The sequence below is a fragment of the Paenibacillus uliginis N3/975 genome (assembly GCF_900177425.1).
GTDB lineage: Bacteria > Bacillota > Bacilli > Paenibacillales > Paenibacillaceae > Paenibacillus_AQ > Paenibacillus_AQ uliginis.
The window spans coordinates 5,698,818-5,719,787 of the sequence record NZ_LT840184.1; the positions used below are offsets into that span (position 1 = coordinate 5,698,818).

The window sequence follows — 20,970 nt, forward strand, 5'->3', positions numbered from 1 at the left end:
GTGATTGTGAAGCAATATTTAAAACTTGATGAATGGTCAATTATTGAAGAAGGATTCGATCCGCATAACCATGAAATTTCTGAGAGTGTTTTTAGTATCGGTAATGGCTTTATGGGCCAGCGTGCTAACTTTGAAGAGCAGTACAGCGGAAGTTCCCTGCAAGGTAGCTACATGGCCGGTGTTTATTATCCAGATAAAACACGTGTAGGCTGGTGGAAGAACGGATATCCCGAATATTTTGCCAAGGTGCTTAACAGCACCAACTGGATCGGCATTGATGTTGACGTTAATGGCACATCGCTGGATTTGGCGAAATGTACCGTGAAAGATTTTGTACGCGTACTTAATATGAAAGAAGGCTATTTGTCCCGCAGCTTTACAGCGGTCATGGAAGATGGCAAGGAACTGAAGATTGAATCCGTTCGTTTCGTCAGCATCGTCCGTCATGAGATCGGAAGCATCCGCTACTCTGTAACACCTCTGAATTTCTCAGGTGAGCTTACCTTCACACCATACCTCGACGGCGATGTGAAGAATAAAGACTCTAACTATGACGAGAAGTTTTGGCTGGAAGTGTTCAAAGAAGCGGGTCAAGGTACAGGAGCATTGACGATTAAAACCAAAAAGCTCGACTTCCATGTCACCTCAGCTATGTTCTACGAGATTTTGAAAAACGGTGAGAAGCTGAATCTGGATGCCGAGATCATTGAACGGGAAAAATTCGTTGGAAACCGGGTATCCGTTCAAGCTAACGAAGGCGAAGAAGTATCACTTTATAAATATGTCGCAAACGTTACTTCCCGTAACCATGGCCTTGGTCAATTGGTCGAAGCTGCCCGAGAGGTGTTGAATACAGCCGTACAGGCAGGATTCAATGCACTTCTTAGTGAACAAGCGACTGCTTGGTGTGACAAATGGAAAGAAAGCGACATCGTCATCGAAGGTGACGTTGCCGCACAACAGGCGATCCGCTTTAATATTTTCCAGCTGAACCAAACGTACAGCGGTGAGGACGACCGCCTGAACATCGGGCCTAAAGGATTCACAGGTGAGAAATACGGCGGCAGCACCTACTGGGATACAGAAGCTTATTGCCTCCCATTCTACTTGAGCACAGCGGACTCCAGCATCTCCCGCAACCTGCTCATTTACCGTTACAAGCATCTGGAGAAGGCAAAGGAAAACGCGAAAAAGCTCGGGTTCACTAAAGGCGCACTGTATCCGATGGTGACGATGAATGGTGAGGAATGCCACAACGAGTGGGAAATCACGTTTGAAGAAATTCACCGTAACGGGGCCATTGCTTATGCCATCTATAACTATGTTAATTACACCGGTGACTTCGCTTACCTCGGTCAATACGGTCTTGAAGTGCTTGCAGAAATTTCCCGCTTCTGGGAACAGCGTGTCAACTACGTTCCTGCCAAGGACCAATATGTAATGCTTGGTGTGACTGGCCCGAACGAGTACGAGAACAACGTCAACAACAACTGGTACACGAACCGGATCGCTTGCTGGACGATGGAATATACACTGGATGTGCTGAACTATCTGGAGCAGAACGAGCCAGAGCGTTATACGGAGCTGGTTGGCAAATTGAATCTTCAGGAAGAAGAAACGACGAAATGGCAGGACATTATTAATAAAATGTACTATCCAGTAGACACTGAGCGCGACATCTTCCTGCAGCAGGACGGCTTCCTTGACAAAGAGCTTGTACAGGTTAAAGACTTGGATCCGAAGCATCTCCCACTGAACCAAAACTGGTCATGGGACCGCATCCTACGTTCGGTTTACATTAAACAAGCAGACGTGCTACAAGGATTGTTCTTCCTGGGTGACCGTTATGATCTGGACACCAAGAAACGCAACTTTGATTTCTACGAGCCGTTCACCGTGCACGAGTCCTCTCTCTCCCCTTGCGTGCATTCCATTCTCGCATGCGAGCTGGGATACCAGGAGAAAGCGTATGAAATGTACCTTCGGACCTCACGTCTCGATCTGGACAACTACAACAATGATACGGAAGACGGCTGCCATACGACCAGCATGGCGGGCACCTGGATGTCTGTTGTTCACGGTTTCGGCGGTCTGCGCGTCAAAGACGGTGTGCTACACCTGAATCCGTTTGTTCCTGGACACTGGACTTCTTTCTCCTTTAAGGTTATGTTCCGCGGCTCCCGCCTGAAGGTGAACGTTACAGACAAGGAAATTATCGTCTTGAACGAGACTGATATTCCAGCTGCTATCAGTCTGAACGGCAAAGAGCACACCATCAGCGGTATGGGTGACGTAAAAGTGGCCAGATAATTAGCTATACAGAATGAAGTCTGACGGGTATAAGAATAAGGGTACTGTCTCAAAGACGGTACCCTTTTTATTTTTGTAGAATATACGTGCCTCACGTCTTACGAGCATATCAAACTGCGTTCATAGTCACGCGGCGGGCGGCTGTCCGGCTTTCCGAACAAATAACCCTGGGCCAGCTCCATGCCGATTCCGCAGCAAAATTCAAATTCTTCTCGTCGTTCAATGCCTTCAGCCAGCACCTTCGCACCAAAATCATGGGCGATGTCCGTAATGGTCAACAGCTGTTTTTGCTGTGCCGGGTTCACATCACAATGGTCAATTAGACTCCGGTCGATCTTCACATAATCCGGCTTCAGCCTGATCATCTGTTCGAGCGTGGAATAGCCGGCTCCAACATCATCCATCGCTACGGAGATCCCATTTCGTCGGTACACCTCAAATATAGATTGAAGATGTTTCACATCATCCATACGCTCTGTCTCAACCACCTCAAAGACAAAATCCGTCGGTTCAAGCGACAGCCGTTCAATCGTATCAAAGGTATGAGTGAGACAAAATTCCGGATTATATATGGAAGAGGGCAAAAAGTTCACAAAGCGCTTAACACCCTTCGGTAGCCAAAGAGCACTCGTCTCAATTGCCGATATTCTGGCTGCACGATCTAAGAACGAATGCAGCCCTGTCTTGCGCGCAGTTTCAAACAGCTCGTAGGGCTGAAACGGCACGCCGTTCTCGCTTGAACGCAACAAAAACTCATAAGCTACAATCTGTTCAGAACCGTCCACAATCGGCTGCATAAAACTCGTAAACTGCTTTTCCAAAATCATGTTAACAACATCAAAATGCTTCATGCGTTCCTCAAATTCACGTAGTGGTATCCACTTATGCTGAACATCCGGTACAGCTCCTCCAGTCACGCAAAAGTTCAATTGCTGCCGGATGAACGGGGGAAGATCTTGCATAAGCTGCATTAAGAAGAGCATTTCCTCACGATCACTGTAATGGACGGCACAGCTTTCCGGTGTCTCTTCCACAGCACAGCCGTTCTCACGGAACATCAAAATCAGCTCGGCAAATACCGGACGTATATGAATGGTTCCCTGGTCCTCAATCGGTTCAATGGTGCTGCAGTTATTGCAAAACATGATTGTCCTCCTCGGCAAGCTCACTCACTATCTATACTTCTTATCGGCATATAGCTTACAAAATCTTTGCAATTTTTAACATTTTTATGATGAAACTGTAGGTGAAGATTGGGCATAAAATTGCCAGTTTCTCCCATTCTCCTTAGCTGCATACATCGCAGAATCAGCTCGTCCGATCAACTCCTGATCATTCGCGGCATGATCAGGATATACCGCGAGTCCAATGCTAGCCCCCGTCTGGATCTCGACTCCCTCCAGCTCATAGGGCTTACTCAAGTGCGCGCTAATCTGGTCAGCTAGTTCCGCCAGTTCTCTATCGTCCACGGCAGGATAGACCATAACGGTAAATTCGTCCCCGCCCAGACGGGAAACAATCATTCGTTCACTGTCCAAGGAACACAGTCTTCGTGCTACCATTTGGATAAGCAGATCACCGGTCCGGTGACCGTAGCTGTCATTCACGGATTTAAACTGGTTCAGGTCCATATACAGCAGACCCAGCCTACTCCCCTTTTGGTCAGCATCCTCAATGCCCTCCATCAGACGGGCATTGAAATAACGACGGTTGTACAAGCCTGTGAGATCGTCATGATGGGCGAGATACTCACTTTGCTTCAAGCTGACGTGCAGACGCTCCATCAGCCGGTCATTTTCCAATTGGATGAGCACCTGACGAACCAGAATAAACAATACGCTAAGCGACAAGCCTGTAAACAGTCCGCTCCATCCCTCGAATCGCTCCGTGATCAAATAAAAAAGCCACCCGAGAACACCGTACGGCAGCAGATACTTTACCAAAAACGTCCCAAATGCAGGCTGCTTGTCCTTCACGATGTCCTTTTCCCGCATTCCAGAAACCGAACGTACGCCCGCCATTCCGATAAGGAACACAGCCGTTGTCCAGAGCAGGTCCAAATAAGGGTTCGGAACAGCCCCCACCAAATCGACAGTAACTAAATAAAATAGGTTCCCGATTACAAAAGCCAAGCCACCAAAACAAAGATACACTGCAACCATTGCCTGAACTTGCTTGGCATTAGCATACAAGACAAGTGTGAAAAATATCAGTATAATGCCGCACACTGGATACATCAGGTTTACCCAGAGCGAGGTCCCTTCTCCTTCTAGGAGGTAACCCTGCAGTTGAGGCTTCAAGAGATATTCCCAACTTACCGTAATAAAGACGATAAATATAATAACGATATCAAACATAAACCGCAGACCTCTAAGCAGTCCTTGTTCGTATCCGAACAAATAGACTAGCCCTGTGGTAAACAACACCATCTCCATGGTCCAGAGCCAATCCGCGGTGCTCAGTTCAGCCAGATATTCTCCCTTGGTCCATATCGGATATGCCCATACGAACTGGGCTAATCCTTCGCAGATCAGTCCCAGCATGACCAACAGCCAAAAAATCCGCAGCGATCCCATATGCCGCAAGGCAGCTAAAGCGAGGTATCCTGAAGCGGCGAGCGGCGCGATAACTGTCAGGACCCTCTGAACAGCCTCGGCTTCCGGAACCCAAAGCACAACCATAAATTGAACAAACAAATATATAACCGCCAGCCTCAGCGGTGCCATTCGTGCTATATTCCAGTTCATAAGCGTTCCCCCTGTAAAAGGTTAGCTTGTGTAGACATGATGTATGTAGTAGGCCTAAAGAATTATGGCATTTATCTATTGTAATGATACTTTTTACCCACCAAGAAGTAAAGAATAGAACGCAAAAGTGTAAGATTTGAACCTACCTGTGGAAGATCTTCTCCCTTATAAAATTCGTCTATCCCTACTTGACAACTAGGAATTAAATGCTATGATTCTTTTAATTTCTTAAACTTTCATATATAAGGAGTGCTTGGAAAATGACACGAAGACGACTGGATCATGTGGGTATTGTGGTGCGGGACCTGGATAAGACGCTTGCATTTTATACGGAGGTTGTCGGACTTGAGCTGAAAGGACGACTGACACATACGAACGGAGTCATAGAGCTGGCATTCCTCGGCTTTCACGGTGAGGACGAGACCGAAGTCGAGCTTATTCAAGGATACAGTGACTCCCTTCCCGCAGAGGGGACTGTCCATCACTTTGCGGTGAGTACAGATAACATTGAAGAAGAATACGCCCGGGTAAAGTCTCTGAATGTACCGCATTTAGATGAAGAAATCGTTACTCTGCCGAACGGACACCGTTACTTCTTTATTCATGGGCCCGAAGGGGAGAACATTGAATTTTTCCAGCGCTGAGGATATCCATAGCTTCCAGTCCTTACTGGACAGATGTTGAACGCCGGACTATAATACACGTAGTTAATCATAAATTATGTGAACAACTTCATAAGAACCGGGGTGCTGGAATTGGCCGGCTGAGATTGTATACCTTAACATACTGACCCTTATACCTGATCTGGGTAATGCCAGCGTAGGAATGTGTATTTAGTGGTCTCTTTATACCGCTATCAACCTTTGCGCTCGTATGCGTCCCGAATATCGGGACGCTTTTTTTGTGATTAGGTAAGTAGAAGTAAGTGTTCAGAAGGAGAGAGAACATGGTACGGAATAAAAGATGGATGTCCTTGGTGATAATCTGCGCGGTGCTGCTTGTCGTTGCCGGATGCGGAAACAAAGAAAAGCCGAACAACGAAGGGGCCAGTGATTCGAACAAACCTGCTGCTGAGCTGCGGGACGTTCAGGTTATGCTGGACTGGTCGGCAAACACGAACCATACAGGGCTTTACGCTGCAAAAGATCTTGGATATTACGAGGAGGAAGGGCTCAACGTCAAGATTGTACAGCCGGGTGCTGGCGGCAGTGATGCTCTGGTCGCCTCAGGCAAGGCTGACTTCGGTGTCAGCTACCAGGAAAGTGTCACTCTCGCGAGAACTCAAGGCGTGCCACTCGTTTCGATCGCAGCTGTGATCCAGCATAATACGTCCGGGTTTGCCGCTCCGGTTGACCGGAATATTAAAAAAGCAGCCGATTTTGAAGGCAAATCTTACGGCGGTTGGGGTTCCCCTGTAGAAGAGGCTGTGATGAAATCGATCATGGAGAAGGATAACGCCGACGTAAGCAAGGTAAAAATGATTAATATGGGAGATGCGGATTATTTCACTGCCGTGAAGCGCGATATTGATTTTGCCTGGATCTTTTACGCTTGGACAGGTATTGAAGCCGAGCTGCGTGAAGAGAAACTGGACATGATTTATGTGAAAGACTATTCAGAAGCGCTGGACTATTATACCCCTGTACTGGTAACGAGCGAGAAAATGATCAATGAAGATCCGGAACTGGTCAAAGCGTTCATGCGCGCTACAGCTAAAGGCTATGACTACGCCATTAAACAGCCGGAAGAAGCAGCTGCTCTCCTCTCCAAGGCAGTACCCGAGCTGGACAAAGATCTGGTGCTGGCTAGCCAGAAATGGCTTAGCCCGCTCTATCAAGACGATGCTCCTCGCTGGGGAGAACAGAAAGAAAGCGTATGGAAGGGTTATGCTGATTGGATGTTTGAACGTAAACTGCTGGATAAGCCACTCGAGGCAGGCAGCGCGTTCACGAATGATTTTTTACCGGATAGCCCATAAATCGCAGAACAATAGATCCGATATAACGAAAGGATGGAATGGACCATGGCAAGTACACTGCTCAGCATTCAAGTGATTCCCAAGACGCCCGACGGTCGGGACAGCATACCTTATGTAGACGTAGCTATCAAAGTCATTCAGGAATCAGGTGTCAAATATCAGGTGAACGCGCTGGAAACGACACTGGAAGGAGAACTGCCAGAGCTGCTGAAGATTGTGAATGATATGCACGAGGCACTTTTCCAGGCGGGCTGCCCGAGCGTCATATCCCAAGTGAAAATCGCGCAAAATCCTGAAGGAATCAGCATGGACCGGCTGACTGAGAAATATCGTCCATGAGGATTTGGTGGAATCGTCTATGGCCGCCCTTTGTGGCGGTCCTCTTCTTTTTAACAGTGTGGCAGTTGGCTGTCTCCTTGTTCCATGTGGAAGACTGGATCCTACCACCGCCTTCGGACATCGTCAGGGAAGCCGCTGCTGGAGCCGAAGATCTGCTCGGACATACACTTGCCACCCTGCAGCTGACACTAGTTGGCTTCGCCATCGGAACGGCTGTCGGTCTGGTCATCGCGCTGCTTCTCCATCTGGTCCCTTGGATGAAAACCGCACTGTACCCGCTTCTCGTCGTAAGCCAAAATGTGCCGACAATTGCGCTGGCTCCACTGCTCATGATCTGGTTCGGGTTTGGAATCTTACCAAAGGTTATTGTCATTACACTCGTGTGCTTCTTTCCGGTCGCCGTCTCAGCCATGGATGGTCTTGCTCGTACTGACCGGACGATGATGAATTACATGGAGATGGCTGGTGCAAGCAAATGGCAGACGTTCAGCAAGCTGGAGCTGCCTCATGCTCTCCCCTCCATCTTCTCTGGCGTCCGGATTGCGGCTACATATTCGGTCATGGGTGCGGTGATTGGGGAGTGGATCGGCTCGGACAAAGGAATCGGATATTTCATGATGCTGCAGAAATCCGCGTACCGTACGGACCGCGTATTTGTCGCTATTTTTATCATTGTCTTGTTAAGCCTGCTCATGGTTGCGCTCATAACTCTGCTGGAGCGACGGCTCATCCGCTGGAATCCGAAGCAGGAAAAGTCATCATGATACCAATCTACAATAAGGGAGGTGTTTTCGGGTGAAGACAGATCTGAACCCTGCGTACCAACAACACGAGATGGATCATCCGGACAACTCGGAACAGATCTCCTCTCCTGCGTTGGAAGCACGTGGTATCTATAAGTCATTCCGGGATCGTAAAAAGGAAGTTCAGGTACTGGATGGTCTTTCACTAGCCGTACAACCTGGACAATTCGTCTCCATCATCGGACCGTCCGGCAGCGGGAAGAGCACGCTGTTTCACATTATAGGCGGGCTAACTGCACCGGACGCCGGTAACATCTGGATGAACGGCGTAGATGTAACTGGGCAAAAGGGCTTGATCGCCTATATGCCACAGCAACCTGCCCTCTTCCCATGGCGCACAGTCGAGGACAACGTGCTCCTTCCACGTGAACTCGCCGGCATGTCCAGGGTTCAAGCACTGGAGGAAACGCGCCTCTGGATTGAACGGGCGGGACTTACCGGATTTGAGAAAGCTTATCCGCACACGCTATCCGGCGGCATGCAGCAGCGGACCGCTTTTCTGCGAGCGATGATGAGCCCGCAGGAGGTGATGTGCCTGGATGAGCCGTTCAGCGCACTCGACGCGCTGACCCGCAGCGACATGCAGCGCTGGCTGCTCGATATATGGGAGGAGCACCGCCGCTCCGTTCTAATGATTACACACCATATTGAAGAAGCGCTGCTTCTGTCCGATACGGTGTACGTCATGTCAAGCCGTCCCTCCTCCATTCTGCAAAAAATCGAGGTGCCTTTCCCTCGTCCCCGTCGGGAAAATATCCTGTCAGATCCGGCTTTTCTGGCCTTGAAACACGACATCTCCACAATGATGCGTGAAGAGCTGCGAAAGCGCTGAGCTTTTGTACCGCGCGCAGCTCTCACCGTGCGTGTGGCGTTGCATGACAGAGGTCTACCACAGCGGGAATACGGCTGTATAAGATAAGGAGATGAAAAAATGGCATCTGTTCATACAAAACCGGATATGGATTCTTTGAATTATCCCCTGATCGATGCTCACATCCATCTGGATACATATCCAATAGATCAGCAGCTTTCCATTCTTGAAAGCCTGCCCGGATACGGCGTGGAATCCGTTATCTCCGTATCCATGCATCTGGAATCTTGCCAGCGCAATCTCGAACTGGCACGCCGATTTGTTGACCGCGTGAAACCCGCCTTTGGCTATCACCCTGAACAACAAATGCCGTCTCCAGCCGATATTGACTCCCTGTTCGCCTTTATGGAAAGCCATCTGGATGAGATGATCGCCGTGGGAGAAGTCGGGCTTCCTTACTATTCCCGGCTCGAAGCGCAATCCAGCGGTAAGGATTGGGACAACCGCCCTTACGAGGACTTGCTGGAGCGGTTCATTATATTTGCCAAAAAGCATGACAAGCCGGTCATCCTTCATGCCGTCTACGAGGACGCTGATATCGCCTGTGACCTGCTGGAGAAACATAGCGTAACATCAGCTCACTTTCACTGGTTCAAAGGGTCGCCGGGAACGATCCAGCGGATGGCTGATGCGGGCTACTGCATTTCGTTCACCCCGGACCTGCTCTACGAGCAGGAAATTCGTGAACTGGCGCGCCTGTACCCCGCCGGTCAGGTTATGTCCGAAACGGATGGGCCGTGGCCGTTTGAAGGACCGTTTCAAGGCCAGGTAACACACCCTCGCATGACTGCCGACGTCGCATCAGCCTGGGCCGATATTCAAGGTATCAGTCTGATGGAGGCACGCCGTATTTTGTATGACAATGCCCGGCGGTTTTATCGCATGAGGTAGATCTAAAGAGCTGGGGCTGAACCAAAAGTTACACTTGGCAGCCCCTTTATCATGGAGTGAATAAAACCTAAGCTATTTTGTTAGCTGGTTATTGACCATTCGTCCCTTTTTCACCGGATTTCCCCAATACGTAAACAGACGCCAAATATATTCAAAGGGTCCTAACGGAAGACGTTTTAGCCATATTTTACTGAATACAATCTGTAGTGCAAAGATGATAATGACCAGCAGCATCTGCCAAATTGGCTCGATCGTTCCATACCATCCGAGACCATAGCTGTAGAAGAGTAAGCCACAAAGAATCGATTGAAGAAGATAGTTAGTAAAGGCCATTTTTCCCGGGTAAGAAAAAATGTGCAGCACGTTCCGCCAAGCTCTCTTCTGATAAACCACAGCAAATATGCCGATATAAGCTAAAGTCAGCATAGGTGCACCAACAAACAATGCTACAGCTTCACCCCAAGATGGCAGTCCCTCTATTAATACCATGATGAGTTGTAGAGCAAGACCCACGCTACCTCCCAAAATGATCAGCATCATGGTGATCCTACGTACCTCGTGCAGTATTCGACGTTTACAGAAATAGGCCCCCATTAAAAACATCCCTAATATTTGCGGGTAGAAGACCAGCATATTAAAGAAAGACGATATATAATCATTTAGCCGTTGAACGATAATCTGCTGATAAGTGCCCTCTCCATAGATCGCGGCATCCCGTTCTTGAAAATAAACGCCCATCTGATGAGCATCCGCTTTACTTAAAGGCTCAAATTCGTTCGTATCTGTAGAAGAAATCAGGCTAGCTCCAGTAAGAAGAACCGGAACTATCAATAACAGAGACAGTGACCAGATCAAAAGCGTTTTCGGTTTACAGCGCTGAAAGATTAATAGCAGAAAGCCTAAAATTGCGTAATGTGTCAGAATATCTCCATACCAAATAAAGATTCCATGAATGATACCAAACACAAGTAAGGCAATCAGTCTCCGGACATAGATAGGGGTGAATTTCCTGCCTTTTGCCAGGCTGCTCTCCTGTAACAACACCATACCAAAACCAAATAAAAAGGAAAAAATCAACATGAATTTCCCATCAATAACAATGCCGCGAAACAGTAAAAAGATCTCATTGTACCACCCTGACCATAACTCGGCCCCAAAAGAAATCGTTTGTAACGACGTCGTGAAAAAACTGATATTCGCTAAAAATATACCGAATAAAGCAAAGCCTCTTAAACTATCAATGAGTGTAATTCTTTGATGCTGAACGGTTGCCATGTTCGTTCCTCCTTATCATTGTGCCTTCAGGTTAAGGTACAATAATAAAGAAAGTATAAAGTTAAATGCGGATTATTTCCGTTCAACTGTTGTCCCCGGATTTCTTTATCCTTTCTTTAGAATTTACGTGTATGCTAGTTGGATACTATTTATTGATCGCTATGTTTTGGAGGATTTATATGTCGAAGGAAACGATTCTGTTGGTTGATGATGAAGAAGAAATTATTAGTTTTATAAAAGATGCCCTTGAGCTTGAAGGCTATGAAGTATTAACCGCAGGAAGCGGACAAGAGGCTCTTATACAGAGCAGGCTTATGCCTACACTTATTATTCTTGATGTCATGATGCCTGAAATGAATGGCATTGAGGTTTGTGAGCGGCTGCGGGAATTCACCGATTGTCCCATTGTATTTTTAAGTGCCTGCCAAAGTGAAACGGATCGAATTCAGGGCCTGGCGGCTGGCGGTGATGACTATTTGTTAAAGCCCTTCAGTCTGGCCGAATTAAAAGCTAGAATTCATGCCCATCTGCGGCGGGAAAAGCGAGTGCACACGCAAAGGGAGCAAGGAATGTTGCGTCTTCAGTCCCTGTTGATCGATTGTAAAGGCCATTCTGTAAGCTATAACGGGCAGAACATTGCCCTTACGAACAAGGAATTTATGATTGTAGAGCTGCTGTCCTTGCATCAAGGACAGGTTTTTTCACGGGAACAAATTTACGAAAAAATCTGGGGTTTTGACGCAGAAGGAGACGACTCCACCGTAACAGAACATATCAAAAAAATACGGGCTAAGCTGGCTGCGTATGCTCAAGACAAGAACTATATTCAGACGGTTTGGGGTATTGGTTACAAATGGGACGTGAAATGATTAGACCGCGTTCGATCAAAAGCACGTTTGCCCGCCACTTCTCCTGGGTAATCGTGTGCAGCCTACTGACGACACTTGTCACTTGGGGACTACTCTTTCTGTTATTCAATTACTTCTTTAACCATGATATCATTCTTCCGGCCAATCATTATGAAGGGCAGATTCCCGTAATTTCAGAGTATGTGCGAACGGAGGGAGATTCCGTCATCAGCAAGCAGGGACAACCGGCATTGGAAAGGCTCATTCCTTCTGAAGGAATGTCCTATCGTGTAGTCTCTTTATCCGGTGATTTCCTGTATGGAGATCTGGAATTCCATGAGCCGTTGAACAAAAGCGATATCCTTGACCGCTTAAATCAAACATTCTCAGGAATAAATCAAGTCATTAAATATATTCCTGTTCAATCCGATCAGGGAGATCTGTTAGGGGCTCTTTTGCTAGGATATTCTCTTAAGGTAAAAACAGCAAATCCAGTGTTCTCTCCCTTGGTCACCTTCGGATTTCTAACCTTTTTTCTGTCGCCTTTTCTGTATGTCATCATCTTCACTTACATTTTCGGAAGGCGGTTTAGTCGAAAGATAAATAATCCTTTACAGCAATTATTACATGGGGCAGAGCGTATTAAGGAACGGGACTTACATTTTTCCATAACCGAGAATTGCTCCATAACTGAAGTTAATCAGCTTACGATTGCTTTTGAAGAAATGCGCCAGGAGCTTGAACAATCCATTGAAAGGGAATGGAAGCTGGAGCAAGAAAGAAGCACGATGTTTGCCGCACTAGCTCACGATTTACGCACACCGCTAACGATTATTCAGGGGCATGTGGAGGGCCTTATGCAGATGAACGGGGACATTCGTGAGGAACGACTCCCTCAATACCTTCAAGTGATCAAACGCAACACAAATCGGGCATCTAATCTTCTTCAGGATATGAATACGATTGCGGAAATCGAAAAAGTATCATTTCAACTAAATCCCATCCCTATGGATATAGATGAATTCATTGATGATAAAGAGGCTGAATATGTGGCCTTATGCAGAGAAAAAAATATTACCTTTCAAACGGAACTAACAGATAAGCGCGGTGTCAAACCCCTCATCTCCTTCGATCCCTATCGAATCATTCAGGTCTTGGACAACCTTGTTGCTAATAGCATCCGATATACCCCGCATTCAGGGAAAATCCTCTGGAGTGTAGAGTTAACCGAACAGCAGGTCTCCATGGCCATAACCGATAACGGAACCGGATTTCATAATCAAGATCTGGAGCAAGTGTTTGAGCAATTCTATCAGGGGCATGCCCGATCTGTAAGACAAAAAGGTCATTCCGGACTTGGATTGTATATCGCAAAATTGTTGGTTCAGCATCACAGCGGGCATATTATCGCAGAAAACAACCTTCATGTCGGGGCCACCGTACGATTTACATTTCCTATTAAAAAATAATCAAAAAAATCCATGGCATGATCGCCATGGATTTTGGTGTATTAACTTAGGCTCAGCGAAACCGGACAGTGATCACTTCCCATCACCTGGCAGTCGATTTCTGCATCCTTCACCTTCTCTTCCAAACGGGCGGACACCAGAAAATAATCGATACGCCAGCCGATATTCCGCTCTCTCACTTTCGGCATATAAGACCACCAGCTGTACACGTCGGTACGATCTGGGTATAGAAACCGGAAGGTGTCGATAAATCCGGCTGCCAACAGATCTGTCATCTTCCCCCGCTCTTCCAGCGTAAAGCCGGAGTTGCCCAGATTGGACTTCGCATTTTTCAGATCGATCTCCTGATGCGCGACATTTAAATCCCCGCATACGATAACCGGTTTGAGTTCATCCAGCTGCAGCAAATAGCAGCGGAACCGTTCCTCCCATTCGATTCTGTAATCCAATCGGCTAAGATCTCGTTTCGCGTTAGGTGTATATACATTCACGAGATAAAAGTTCTCAAATTCCAGTGTGATAATTCTTCCTTCCGATTCGCTATCCTCTTCAATGCCGTACCTAACAGACAAAGGCGGTATTTTGGTAAACACAGCGGTTCCAGAATAACCTTTCTTTAAAGCATAGTTCCAGTATTGATCATATTCAGGGCCCAGATCAAGCTCAATCTGCCCTTCCTGCAACTTCGTTTCTTGAACGCAAAAAATATCGGCATCAGCTTGTTTAAAATAATCAATAAAGCCTTTGGTTACACAGGCCCGCAAACCGTTGACATTCCAGGATACCAGCTTCAAAATCTTAACCTCCAATCGAATATATATATAGAAGAAATTCTATGATTCTATGAGTCTCACAAATTCTATTATCTTATCATGGGTGCTCAATGCTGACAATCTCACCTGTCTTGACCTAAAAATACATATTTATATGAATAGTCAGGCGTGAACAGTAACAACATAAAGGTTGGCGGTATTTCCGCTGTAAGCTTCAATATAAGCAAACAGCCCACCGAAGGAGGACCTTGATCATGACAGGAAGAAATAACAAACCGAAAAATGACGGACCATCCAGCAGCCCGGATAGATTGGATCAGTACGGAGACAAACTCGCATCCCATAACGAAGAGGAATTCACTTCTGCTACCGAGGAGCACTGCCGGGAGGAAAAGTAACCGGAACAGATGCCTACAACAAAACGGGGCTGTCCCAAAAGGTTCATGAACCTGGGACGCCCCTATGTTTGTTGTAAGACGCTACGAATACGAATCATTCCGCCAGTCGAGCGGACACAAGGAATAATCGATACACCAGAATCGGTCGCGGTTATCTCTACCGCTTCATGAATCCCTTGTCCTGCAAATATTCCTTCATATGAAGGCGCACCGGTTCCGACAGACGCTTCGCCATAAACTGCGACCAGGCCGCTGTGGATTTACCTCCGCTCCGGGCACGCATGTATTCGGCATACGTGTTGTCGTAGGTTTTAACTTCCTCCACGGTTTTCGTTGCATCGTATGTTCCATGGTGAAGTACTCCCTCTAGAGGCAGACGGGGGCGAATACCGGGATCCTGATCCGGATAGCCGACACACATGCCGAACACCGGATACACGAGCTCCGGCAATTTCAGTTGTTCTGCAAATTCCGCAATTTGGTTCCGTACCCCGCCGATATATACGATCCCGAGGCCCATGGATTCCGCAGCAACCGCAGCATTTTGTGCAGCCAGCGCGGCATCTACTGTCGCCACGATTAAATTTTCAGTCGAATCCACATAACTCGGTTGATCGCCCAAATGCGCCTCACTCACTTTTTGCAAACGATATAAATCTGCACACCATACGAGAAATACCGGACACTCTACAATATAAGCCTGATTACCGGCTAGAGCTGATAAAGCCCGCTTCTGCTCCGGATCTGTTACGGCAATGACGCTGTATGCCTGCACACTGCTAGAACTGGAAGCCATCTGCCCCGCCGCGATGATCATCTCCAGCTGTTCCTCGGTAACCATCCTGTCCGTATATTTACGGATGGATCGGTGATTCATCAACAGAGATAATGTTTCATTCACTTGGTATCCTCAACTCCCAGTCCTTTGAATATAAATTGTATCGCTTGCTGTGAAATAAGCTCCGGATCGGCATCTTTAAACCCTAGCAAAGGCTCGTTATTAATCATCAATTTATGAGATAAACACACCCCCATCACCATGAGCAATGCCTCTCCTGACGATTCAAAATGAAACTTACCCTGGGACTTTCCACGATCCAGCAGCTGCTTTACCGCACTCCATACGGGACGTAAAAAAGACAGTACGACCTCTTTGCGTGGCGTGCGCATCGTCAGCTCTTGCTGAACGATATCGCTTAGCTCTGTATCAATTAGCGTATACTTTACGATCTCATGGATAGCAAAAGCAAGACCGCTCACCGGCTCATCCATCCGTTCCTTATATTGATCCATATCATAGCCCGGAAATAACTGTTCAAAAATCGCTGTAAACATCTTGTCTTTGCCACCAAAATGATAGGATACAAGCGCGATATTGACGGAGGCATCATCGCATATTTGCCGAACGGAAGTCCCTTCAAACCCTTGCTTGGCAAACAGCTTTTTGGCAGACATTAATATACGCGTTTTCACATCCAGCTCAGGCTGTTCCTGTTCCATCCGACTGTCCCCTTTAAACGTTCTTCCATCTATTATGGAACTTCAGCCTGGACAGCGCAAGGTGCGGAAAACAGCAATAAGTGAAAGGTTACGTTCAAGCAGAGGTCAGCGTTGGGATATGCTGTGTGGATTCACCGCTTCGACTAGAGTGTCGGTTTTTTCTTAGAGCTGTAACTGCTGCTGAAATGACGAGAGAGATAATAGCTGTCACTGCAAGCCCAAGTAAGTCTTTCCCCAGATGGACGCCGCCGAATAAAATGTTCATCAGACCTTCAACAGCATAGGTGGCAGGAAGCAAATCTCCCGTAGTCTGAAAGCCTGCACCAAGCATCTGTCTTGGAATCATCGCCCCCGAGGTAACTAGCTGCAAGGATAAAAGCGTAATATTAAACAACATGCCCCCTATTCCAAAAACTATAAGGAACATCTGGGAAAACACAAGAAACACCCATACGATCAGACTCTGGAACAACCAAAGGGGCATAAATCCTTCAGCAGACTGTCCGCCCAATGCCATAACCAGCGATGAGCCCAGCAAGGAGATCACAAGAGCAGAGACGATATTGATCATCGTCCGTGCCGTAAAAGCCTGCCATTTGGTGATGCCGTTACCAAGTGTCAAAGATGCCTGCTGCATATTCATTCCCATAATCATGGCCCCGACAAAAGAAGCAAGGACCATCATCATCGGAACCATCTGATTATTCAATCCGTCCACAGAGTAGATGTAGCTGATTTCAGACTTTACCCGTTCCGCCAAGCTTGCTGCTGCAACCGAAGCCTGTTCTGAAGGAATCGATGAACGCTCTAGCACATTTTGGATACCTGCAGCCGATGCCTCACGGTCGACGGTTCCAGTGATCGCTACTGCCGCACTATCCATTACACTCTTCACAAGCGCAGGATTGGATTCATTGATCTCATACAGCAGATTAGCTTGCGCTGCTGGATTTTGCAGATCTGCCGTGAAATCGGCAGGAATGGTCATCACCATTTGCACCTCACGGTTTATGAGTTGCTGTCTTGCTGTATTCTGATTAGCATTACTGATTTGAAATGGAAGACTGTTCTGCAATTTCTGAAGAACCTGAACTCCCATAATCTTGTCTTCATTAACAATCGCAATGCGAAAACCCCCTATCCGTTCATTTGCCCCCTGATACCCCGTCATCCAAATGACACTAAATATAATCTGAAATGCTAGAGCTGTAGCGATGCCCAACATCATTTGCGGAGACTTTTCAATAAAATGAATACACCTTTGAACACATTCCATCTCTCCCCTACAATTAAATCTTTTTAAACAAACGTTTAATTAAACGATCGTTTAAATCATAGGTCGGTTTCCGGTAATTGTCAATAGATATTGAAAAAGCCGAATTAATACGACAAAAAACCGCCAGGCTGTATTATGCAGCCTGACGGTCTTTGATAAATATTTAATAGTTAAACGACATCATATCCTTGTTCTTCGATTGTTTCTTTAATTTGTTCCACAGTTGCCTTCGTTTCGTCATATTCCACGGTCACCGTGTTGGAAGCCAGATCCACTTTACCGGACAAACCCGCGTTTTTCAAAGCACCTTCAATTGAATTCACACAGTGGTTGCAAGACATGCCTTCGACGTTCATCGTAACTTGTTTCATTCGTAATTCCTCCTTGGCTGTTGTGCCGGCTGATATGCCGGTTATTTAATGGGTATATTTACAGTAAATATACCCGCATTGTACTATACCCCCCATAAGTATGTAAAGATTGTTTTCTTTTAGTAGCTATAATGGAATTTTCTCAAAAATATTTTGTTGCAGCTCCCCGAATTGTGATACAAAACCTCTAATTTTGCTGGTATAATAATCTATAATTGTTGAGATAGACCAATAAAATTCCTTGTTATACAACTTTTTCTTTTTTTCGAGAAGTAGAGAAGGAATTTCCAGTTTTACATCGAATATGTAATTTAAAGGAATTGACGAAACAGGAAAGTAGGAAACAGCTATGGTTTTTGACGGCATTATCATTGGTCTGATTGTCGGGCTGATTCGGGGAGGCATTCGTCACGGCTTGCTTCAGTTCAGTAAAATTCGGCTGAAGGGCGGCTGGATCTTTCCGGTGCTGCTGATCATCCAGCTGATCATCTTCAGATTCCAGGAGAACTCCGACATACTGGCAGCGGCAAGCAGTTATGTGTTTATGACCATCTATATAGTAGGCATGCTGTTCCTATGGATGAACCGAGATCAGAGAGGTTTTGGCAGTATCTTAGCAGGTGTGTTTCTTAACTTCCTTGTTATGGCCGTCAATGGTGGCAGAATGCCGGTATCGCTTCAGGCAGCTTCGGTGCTTGATCCTTATTATGTAGACATGCTTAAAGAAGGAGCTATCATAACCAAGCACTTCTTGCTTGATGACTTAACCGTGCTTCCATTCCTTGGTGATATTATCCCACTGTCTGCACCTTATCCGAGAACCCAAGCCATCAGCATCGGCGATATCGTGATGAACATAGGCATTTTTATGTATATTGTACATTTGATGAGTAATGGCCACAGGAAAGCCTCTAAATCTAGTGATGAACAATTAGAAACTTCTGACCATGTAGAACCACAAAAAGTTTAAATACATCAAATGCCTTGAAAGGGGGGGAAATACATGAAAAGAACAGAAAAAGTTAAATATTCCCGTATTGTTTTCAACGCTGTAATCGTAGCGTCCGTTCTCGTAGCACTGACCTCTGGTTTCAAATTCGTTTAATTGTGATATAAAAGAACTGGCTATTCATAGCCAGTTCTTTTATATATCCTCGTTGTTTTGTGCTGTATTATACCTTAAAATGTGGAGATACCATCATTGTTAGCCAAGGAGAAAATAATTTATGTCCATGTTGAAACGGGCTCGTACCATGAAGTTAAATGCACGCCATTGGTACTTCTTAATCGTATCTATCATTGGAATCACCGTCTTTATCTTTATCAATCAGGCGGACTTCCTAAACTATTCCCTAAATAATTGGATTTGGTTATATGCTCTCGTCGGCGCCACATTAATTTTAGATCACTTTACCTTTCGCCTTCCTCCACAAGGAAATGGACAATCTATGGACTCATCGGTCTATTTAGCTTGTGTCTTCATCTATGGTGCCCCGTTTGCTTTATCCGTCTGTCTGTTGACTTTAATCATCCTATCACTTTATAACCGTAAAACTCCATTTTGGAAAAACCTTGTCAACTTTTCTATATACGTCTTGATGATTACCGGCTCTTCAATCGTATTCTCTGCATCAGGAGGAGAAATCGGGCCTATCCAAAACGAAAACATCATTTCATATGTGATAGCTCTGTCTGTTTATTTTTCAATAAACGTGTTATTGATTGGTTTCTACTACGTTATTCTGATGAAAAGTACGCTATTTGAAGCTTTGAAAGAATTTTTCAAGGATATTATCGTTGTATATCTTAGTACCCTTATCCTTTCTCTTGCCTTGTCTATCCTCATTTCCAGCAATGGCGTATTTGGCTTAGCACTGTTCATTGCGCTTAGTACAATGCTCTCCTATTCGTTTAAGCAGCTGTTCACGATGTACAACGAAATTCAGGAAAAAGCGATCAAGGATCAGCGTACCGGGTTATTCAACCACAGTTATTTCGAGAACTTATTGGATACAGAAATTAAAAAATCGAAGGCAGCGGAAACCTCGCTGTCCCTAGCGATGATTGACATAGACGATTTCAAGAAATACAACGATCAGTTCGGTCACCTGAAAGGAGACATGCTGCTCGCATTTCTGGGCAATTTTCTGAAAACTGAATGTGATCCTGCAGAGGTTATCGCCTCTCGTTTTGGGGGTGAGGAATTTACAATCCTGATGCCGGGTTATGATGAGAATGAAGCTCGCCATTTTATAAACCGCCTCCGTAAAAAGCTGAATGATACTTATTTTGAAGGGGTCGAAATTTTTCCTGCCGGTTGTCTCTCCTTCTCAGCGGGAATTGCCAACTACCGGGATGACATCCATGATAAAGCACAGATGGTCGACCTCGCGGACCAGGCACTTTATTACGCCAAGAAGCAGGGAAAGAACAACGTACATGTATACGGCAGCGGCTCAGTCCAGGAATATGAAATTGATTTTGCAGAAGATGTACGCGATATTGAGCAGCAGTTGAAGTTGTTTCTTTATAAAGATGTGGACACCTTCAAGCATTCCAAGCGCGTCTTCCGGTACGCCGTTGATATGAGCGAAGTACTCGGTCTGGAATGCACAGAAAGACGTACTTTTGTGCTCGGTGCACTCATTCATGACATTGGAAAGCTGGAAATTCCTTGGGGAATATTAAATAAGAAGGATAAGCTCACTCCTGGCGAATGGGAAACGGTAAAACGCCACGTCAGCTGGGGAAAACGGATTGCCGAAACGAATGAAAGACTTAAAGAGCTGGTACCGTATATCGAGCTTCATCACGAACGGTATGACGGGGGTGGATATCCGCACGGATTCAAGGGCAGCCAAATTCCAAGATTGTGCCGTATGCTCACGATTATTGATTCTTTTGATGCGATGACAACGGAACGGCCTTACCAAAAAACCAAAACCTACGAAGAAGGCATTGCCGAGTTGAGAAGATGTGCCGGAAGCCAGTTCGATCCTGAGCTGGTTGAGCTGTTTATTGGCTACATGCAGCAGCGTATGCTGGAGCAACAACAGCCTGCCGCTGGATTCGAGACATGAATCTTTCTCCACTGATCTCCTCCCTACGTTTGATACGTACC

At 46.1% G+C, this 20,970-nt stretch carries 20 protein-coding genes and 1 riboswitch; of the genes, 12 read left to right on the forward strand and 8 right to left on the reverse strand.

All coding sequences use genetic code 11. The features are described from left to right. Positions 1–6 precede the first annotated feature (6 nt). Positions 7–2,310: a glycoside hydrolase family 65 protein gene (locus B9N86_RS26605; protein ID WP_208916069.1), complete on the forward strand. Its 2,304-nt coding sequence runs from the start codon at positions 7–9 to the stop codon at positions 2,308–2,310. Between the two features lie 98 nt (positions 2,311–2,408). Here B9N86_RS26605 and B9N86_RS26610 read toward each other — a convergent pair whose 3' ends face one another. Together B9N86_RS26610 and B9N86_RS26615 are read right to left on the reverse strand one after the other, a co-directional pair. Further along, entirely contained in the window at positions 2,409–3,455 is a 1,047-nt protein-coding gene (locus B9N86_RS26610; protein WP_208916070.1) for an EAL domain-containing protein, read from the reverse strand. Between the two features lie 84 nt (positions 3,456–3,539). Then, a complete protein-coding gene (locus B9N86_RS26615; RefSeq protein ID WP_208916071.1) occupies positions 3,540–5,057 on the reverse strand; it encodes a GGDEF domain-containing protein in 1,518 nt (505 codons plus the stop codon). A gap of 260 nt (positions 5,058–5,317) precedes the next feature. Between B9N86_RS26615 and B9N86_RS26620 the strand changes: the two genes are divergently transcribed. The 6 genes from B9N86_RS26620 (at position 5,318) to B9N86_RS26645 (ending at position 9,939) form a co-directional block, all read left to right on the forward strand. Beyond that, the gene (locus tag B9N86_RS26620) at positions 5,318–5,701 is read left to right on the forward strand and encodes a VOC family protein (protein WP_208916072.1); all 384 of its coding nucleotides are present in this window, start codon (positions 5,318–5,320) and stop codon (positions 5,699–5,701) included. 88 nt (positions 5,702–5,789) lie between these two features. After that, a riboswitch (TPP riboswitch) is annotated at positions 5,790–5,900 on the forward strand. Positions 5,901–6,003: 103 nt separating this feature from the next. Continuing rightward, the gene (locus B9N86_RS26625; RefSeq protein ID WP_208916073.1) at positions 6,004–7,035 is read left to right on the forward strand and encodes an ABC transporter substrate-binding protein; all 1,032 of its coding nucleotides are present in this window, start codon (positions 6,004–6,006) and stop codon (positions 7,033–7,035) included. Positions 7,036–7,080: 45 nt separating this feature from the next. Continuing rightward, a complete protein-coding gene (locus B9N86_RS26630) occupies positions 7,081–7,374 on the forward strand; it encodes an MTH1187 family thiamine-binding protein (protein ID WP_208920815.1) in 294 nt (97 codons plus the stop codon). Continuing rightward, on the forward strand, positions 7,371–8,138 hold the full coding sequence (locus B9N86_RS26635; RefSeq protein WP_208916074.1) for an ABC transporter permease: 768 nt from the start codon (positions 7,371–7,373) through the stop codon (positions 8,136–8,138). Before B9N86_RS26630 ends, B9N86_RS26635 begins: the two co-directional genes overlap by 4 nt. A 70-nt stretch (positions 8,139–8,208) precedes the next feature. Further along, on the forward strand, positions 8,209–9,009 hold the full coding sequence (locus tag B9N86_RS26640; RefSeq protein WP_208920817.1) for an ABC transporter ATP-binding protein: 801 nt from the start codon (positions 8,209–8,211) through the stop codon (positions 9,007–9,009). Between the two features lie 99 nt (positions 9,010–9,108). Further along, positions 9,109–9,939, forward strand: coding sequence for a TatD family hydrolase (locus tag B9N86_RS26645; protein ID WP_244562856.1), 831 nt, complete (start codon positions 9,109–9,111; stop codon positions 9,937–9,939). 72 nt (positions 9,940–10,011) lie between these two features. Here B9N86_RS26645 and B9N86_RS26650 read toward each other — a convergent pair whose 3' ends face one another. Continuing rightward, positions 10,012–11,214: a DUF418 domain-containing protein gene (locus B9N86_RS26650; RefSeq protein WP_208916075.1), complete on the reverse strand. Its 1,203-nt coding sequence runs from the start codon at positions 11,212–11,214 to the stop codon at positions 10,012–10,014. A 179-nt stretch (positions 11,215–11,393) separates the two neighbouring features. On the opposite strand from B9N86_RS26650, the gene B9N86_RS26655 reads away from it, so the two are divergent. Together B9N86_RS26655 and B9N86_RS26660 are read left to right on the forward strand one after the other, a co-directional pair. Beyond that, complete coding sequence (locus B9N86_RS26655) at positions 11,394–12,083, forward strand: response regulator transcription factor (protein ID WP_208916076.1); 690 nt, start codon at positions 11,394–11,396, stop codon at positions 12,081–12,083. Continuing rightward, positions 12,080–13,531 (forward strand): sensor histidine kinase, encoded by a 1,452-nt coding sequence (locus tag B9N86_RS26660; RefSeq protein ID WP_208916077.1) that lies wholly within the window; start codon positions 12,080–12,082, stop codon positions 13,529–13,531. The genes B9N86_RS26655 and B9N86_RS26660 overlap by 4 nt, the downstream gene beginning before the upstream one ends. A 41-nt stretch (positions 13,532–13,572) precedes the next feature. Here B9N86_RS26660 and B9N86_RS26665 read toward each other — a convergent pair whose 3' ends face one another. Next, the gene (locus tag B9N86_RS26665; protein WP_208916078.1) at positions 13,573–14,325 is read right to left on the reverse strand and encodes an exodeoxyribonuclease III; all 753 of its coding nucleotides are present in this window, start codon (positions 14,323–14,325) and stop codon (positions 13,573–13,575) included. Between the two features lie 233 nt (positions 14,326–14,558). Between B9N86_RS26665 and B9N86_RS26670 the strand changes: the two genes are divergently transcribed. Further along, positions 14,559–14,702: a hypothetical protein gene (locus B9N86_RS26670; RefSeq protein ID WP_208916079.1), complete on the forward strand. Its 144-nt coding sequence runs from the start codon at positions 14,559–14,561 to the stop codon at positions 14,700–14,702. Between the two features lie 157 nt (positions 14,703–14,859). Here B9N86_RS26670 and nfsA read toward each other — a convergent pair whose 3' ends face one another. From nfsA to B9N86_RS26690, 4 genes are all read right to left on the reverse strand, one after another. Next, a complete protein-coding gene (gene nfsA / locus B9N86_RS26675; protein ID WP_208916080.1) occupies positions 14,860–15,603 on the reverse strand; it encodes an oxygen-insensitive NADPH nitroreductase in 744 nt (247 codons plus the stop codon). Beyond that, positions 15,600–16,202, reverse strand: a complete 603-nt coding sequence (locus tag B9N86_RS26680; protein ID WP_208916081.1) for a TetR family transcriptional regulator — start codon at positions 16,200–16,202, stop codon at positions 15,600–15,602. Before B9N86_RS26680 ends, nfsA begins: the two co-directional genes overlap by 4 nt. Before the next feature lie 94 nt (positions 16,203–16,296). Next, on the reverse strand, positions 16,297–17,430 hold the full coding sequence (locus tag B9N86_RS26685) for a YhgE/Pip domain-containing protein (RefSeq protein WP_208916082.1): 1,134 nt from the start codon (positions 17,428–17,430) through the stop codon (positions 16,297–16,299). Positions 17,431–17,648: 218 nt separating this feature from the next. After that, entirely contained in the window at positions 17,649–17,849 is a 201-nt protein-coding gene (locus tag B9N86_RS26690) for a copper ion binding protein (protein ID WP_208916083.1), read from the reverse strand. Between the two features lie 349 nt (positions 17,850–18,198). On the opposite strand from B9N86_RS26690, the gene B9N86_RS26695 reads away from it, so the two are divergent. After that, complete coding sequence (locus B9N86_RS26695) at positions 18,199–18,819, forward strand: DUF5317 domain-containing protein (protein ID WP_208916084.1); 621 nt, start codon at positions 18,199–18,201, stop codon at positions 18,817–18,819. Positions 18,820–19,075: 256 nt separating this feature from the next. Then, positions 19,076–20,929 (forward strand): bifunctional diguanylate cyclase/phosphohydrolase, encoded by a 1,854-nt coding sequence (locus B9N86_RS26700; protein WP_208916085.1) that lies wholly within the window; start codon positions 19,076–19,078, stop codon positions 20,927–20,929. The last annotated feature ends 41 nt before the right edge of the window (positions 20,930–20,970 follow it).

Excerpts from the sequence above, each read along its gene's own strand:
- B9N86_RS26610 (WP_208916070.1), bottom strand. The coding sequence starts at position 3,455 with ATGTTTTGCAATAACTGCAGCACCATTGAACCGATTGAGGACCAGGGA.
- B9N86_RS26615 (WP_208916071.1), bottom strand. The coding sequence starts at position 5,057 with ATGAACTGGAATATAGCACGAATGGCACCGCTGAGGCTGGCGGTTATA.
- B9N86_RS26620 (WP_208916072.1), top strand. The coding sequence starts at position 5,318 with ATGACACGAAGACGACTGGATCATGTGGGTATTGTGGTGCGGGACCTG.
- B9N86_RS26625 (WP_208916073.1), top strand. The coding sequence starts at position 6,004 with ATGGTACGGAATAAAAGATGGATGTCCTTGGTGATAATCTGCGCGGTG.
- B9N86_RS26630 (WP_208920815.1), top strand. The coding sequence starts at position 7,081 with ATGGCAAGTACACTGCTCAGCATTCAAGTGATTCCCAAGACGCCCGAC.
- B9N86_RS26635 (WP_208916074.1), top strand. The coding sequence starts at position 7,371 with ATGAGGATTTGGTGGAATCGTCTATGGCCGCCCTTTGTGGCGGTCCTC.
- B9N86_RS26640 (WP_208920817.1), top strand. The coding sequence starts at position 8,209 with ATGGATCATCCGGACAACTCGGAACAGATCTCCTCTCCTGCGTTGGAA.
- B9N86_RS26645 (WP_244562856.1), top strand. The coding sequence starts at position 9,109 with ATGGCATCTGTTCATACAAAACCGGATATGGATTCTTTGAATTATCCC.
- B9N86_RS26650 (WP_208916075.1), bottom strand. The coding sequence starts at position 11,214 with ATGGCAACCGTTCAGCATCAAAGAATTACACTCATTGATAGTTTAAGA.
- B9N86_RS26655 (WP_208916076.1), top strand. The coding sequence starts at position 11,394 with ATGTCGAAGGAAACGATTCTGTTGGTTGATGATGAAGAAGAAATTATT.
- B9N86_RS26660 (WP_208916077.1), top strand. The coding sequence starts at position 12,080 with ATGATTAGACCGCGTTCGATCAAAAGCACGTTTGCCCGCCACTTCTCC.
- B9N86_RS26670 (WP_208916079.1), top strand. The coding sequence starts at position 14,559 with ATGACAGGAAGAAATAACAAACCGAAAAATGACGGACCATCCAGCAGC.
- B9N86_RS26680 (WP_208916081.1), bottom strand. The coding sequence starts at position 16,202 with ATGGAACAGGAACAGCCTGAGCTGGATGTGAAAACGCGTATATTAATG.
- B9N86_RS26685 (WP_208916082.1), bottom strand. The coding sequence starts at position 17,430 with ATGATGTTGGGCATCGCTACAGCTCTAGCATTTCAGATTATATTTAGT.
- B9N86_RS26690 (WP_208916083.1), bottom strand. The coding sequence starts at position 17,849 with ATGAAACAAGTTACGATGAACGTCGAAGGCATGTCTTGCAACCACTGT.
- B9N86_RS26695 (WP_208916084.1), top strand. The coding sequence starts at position 18,199 with ATGGTTTTTGACGGCATTATCATTGGTCTGATTGTCGGGCTGATTCGG.
- B9N86_RS26700 (WP_208916085.1), top strand. The coding sequence starts at position 19,076 with ATGTCCATGTTGAAACGGGCTCGTACCATGAAGTTAAATGCACGCCAT.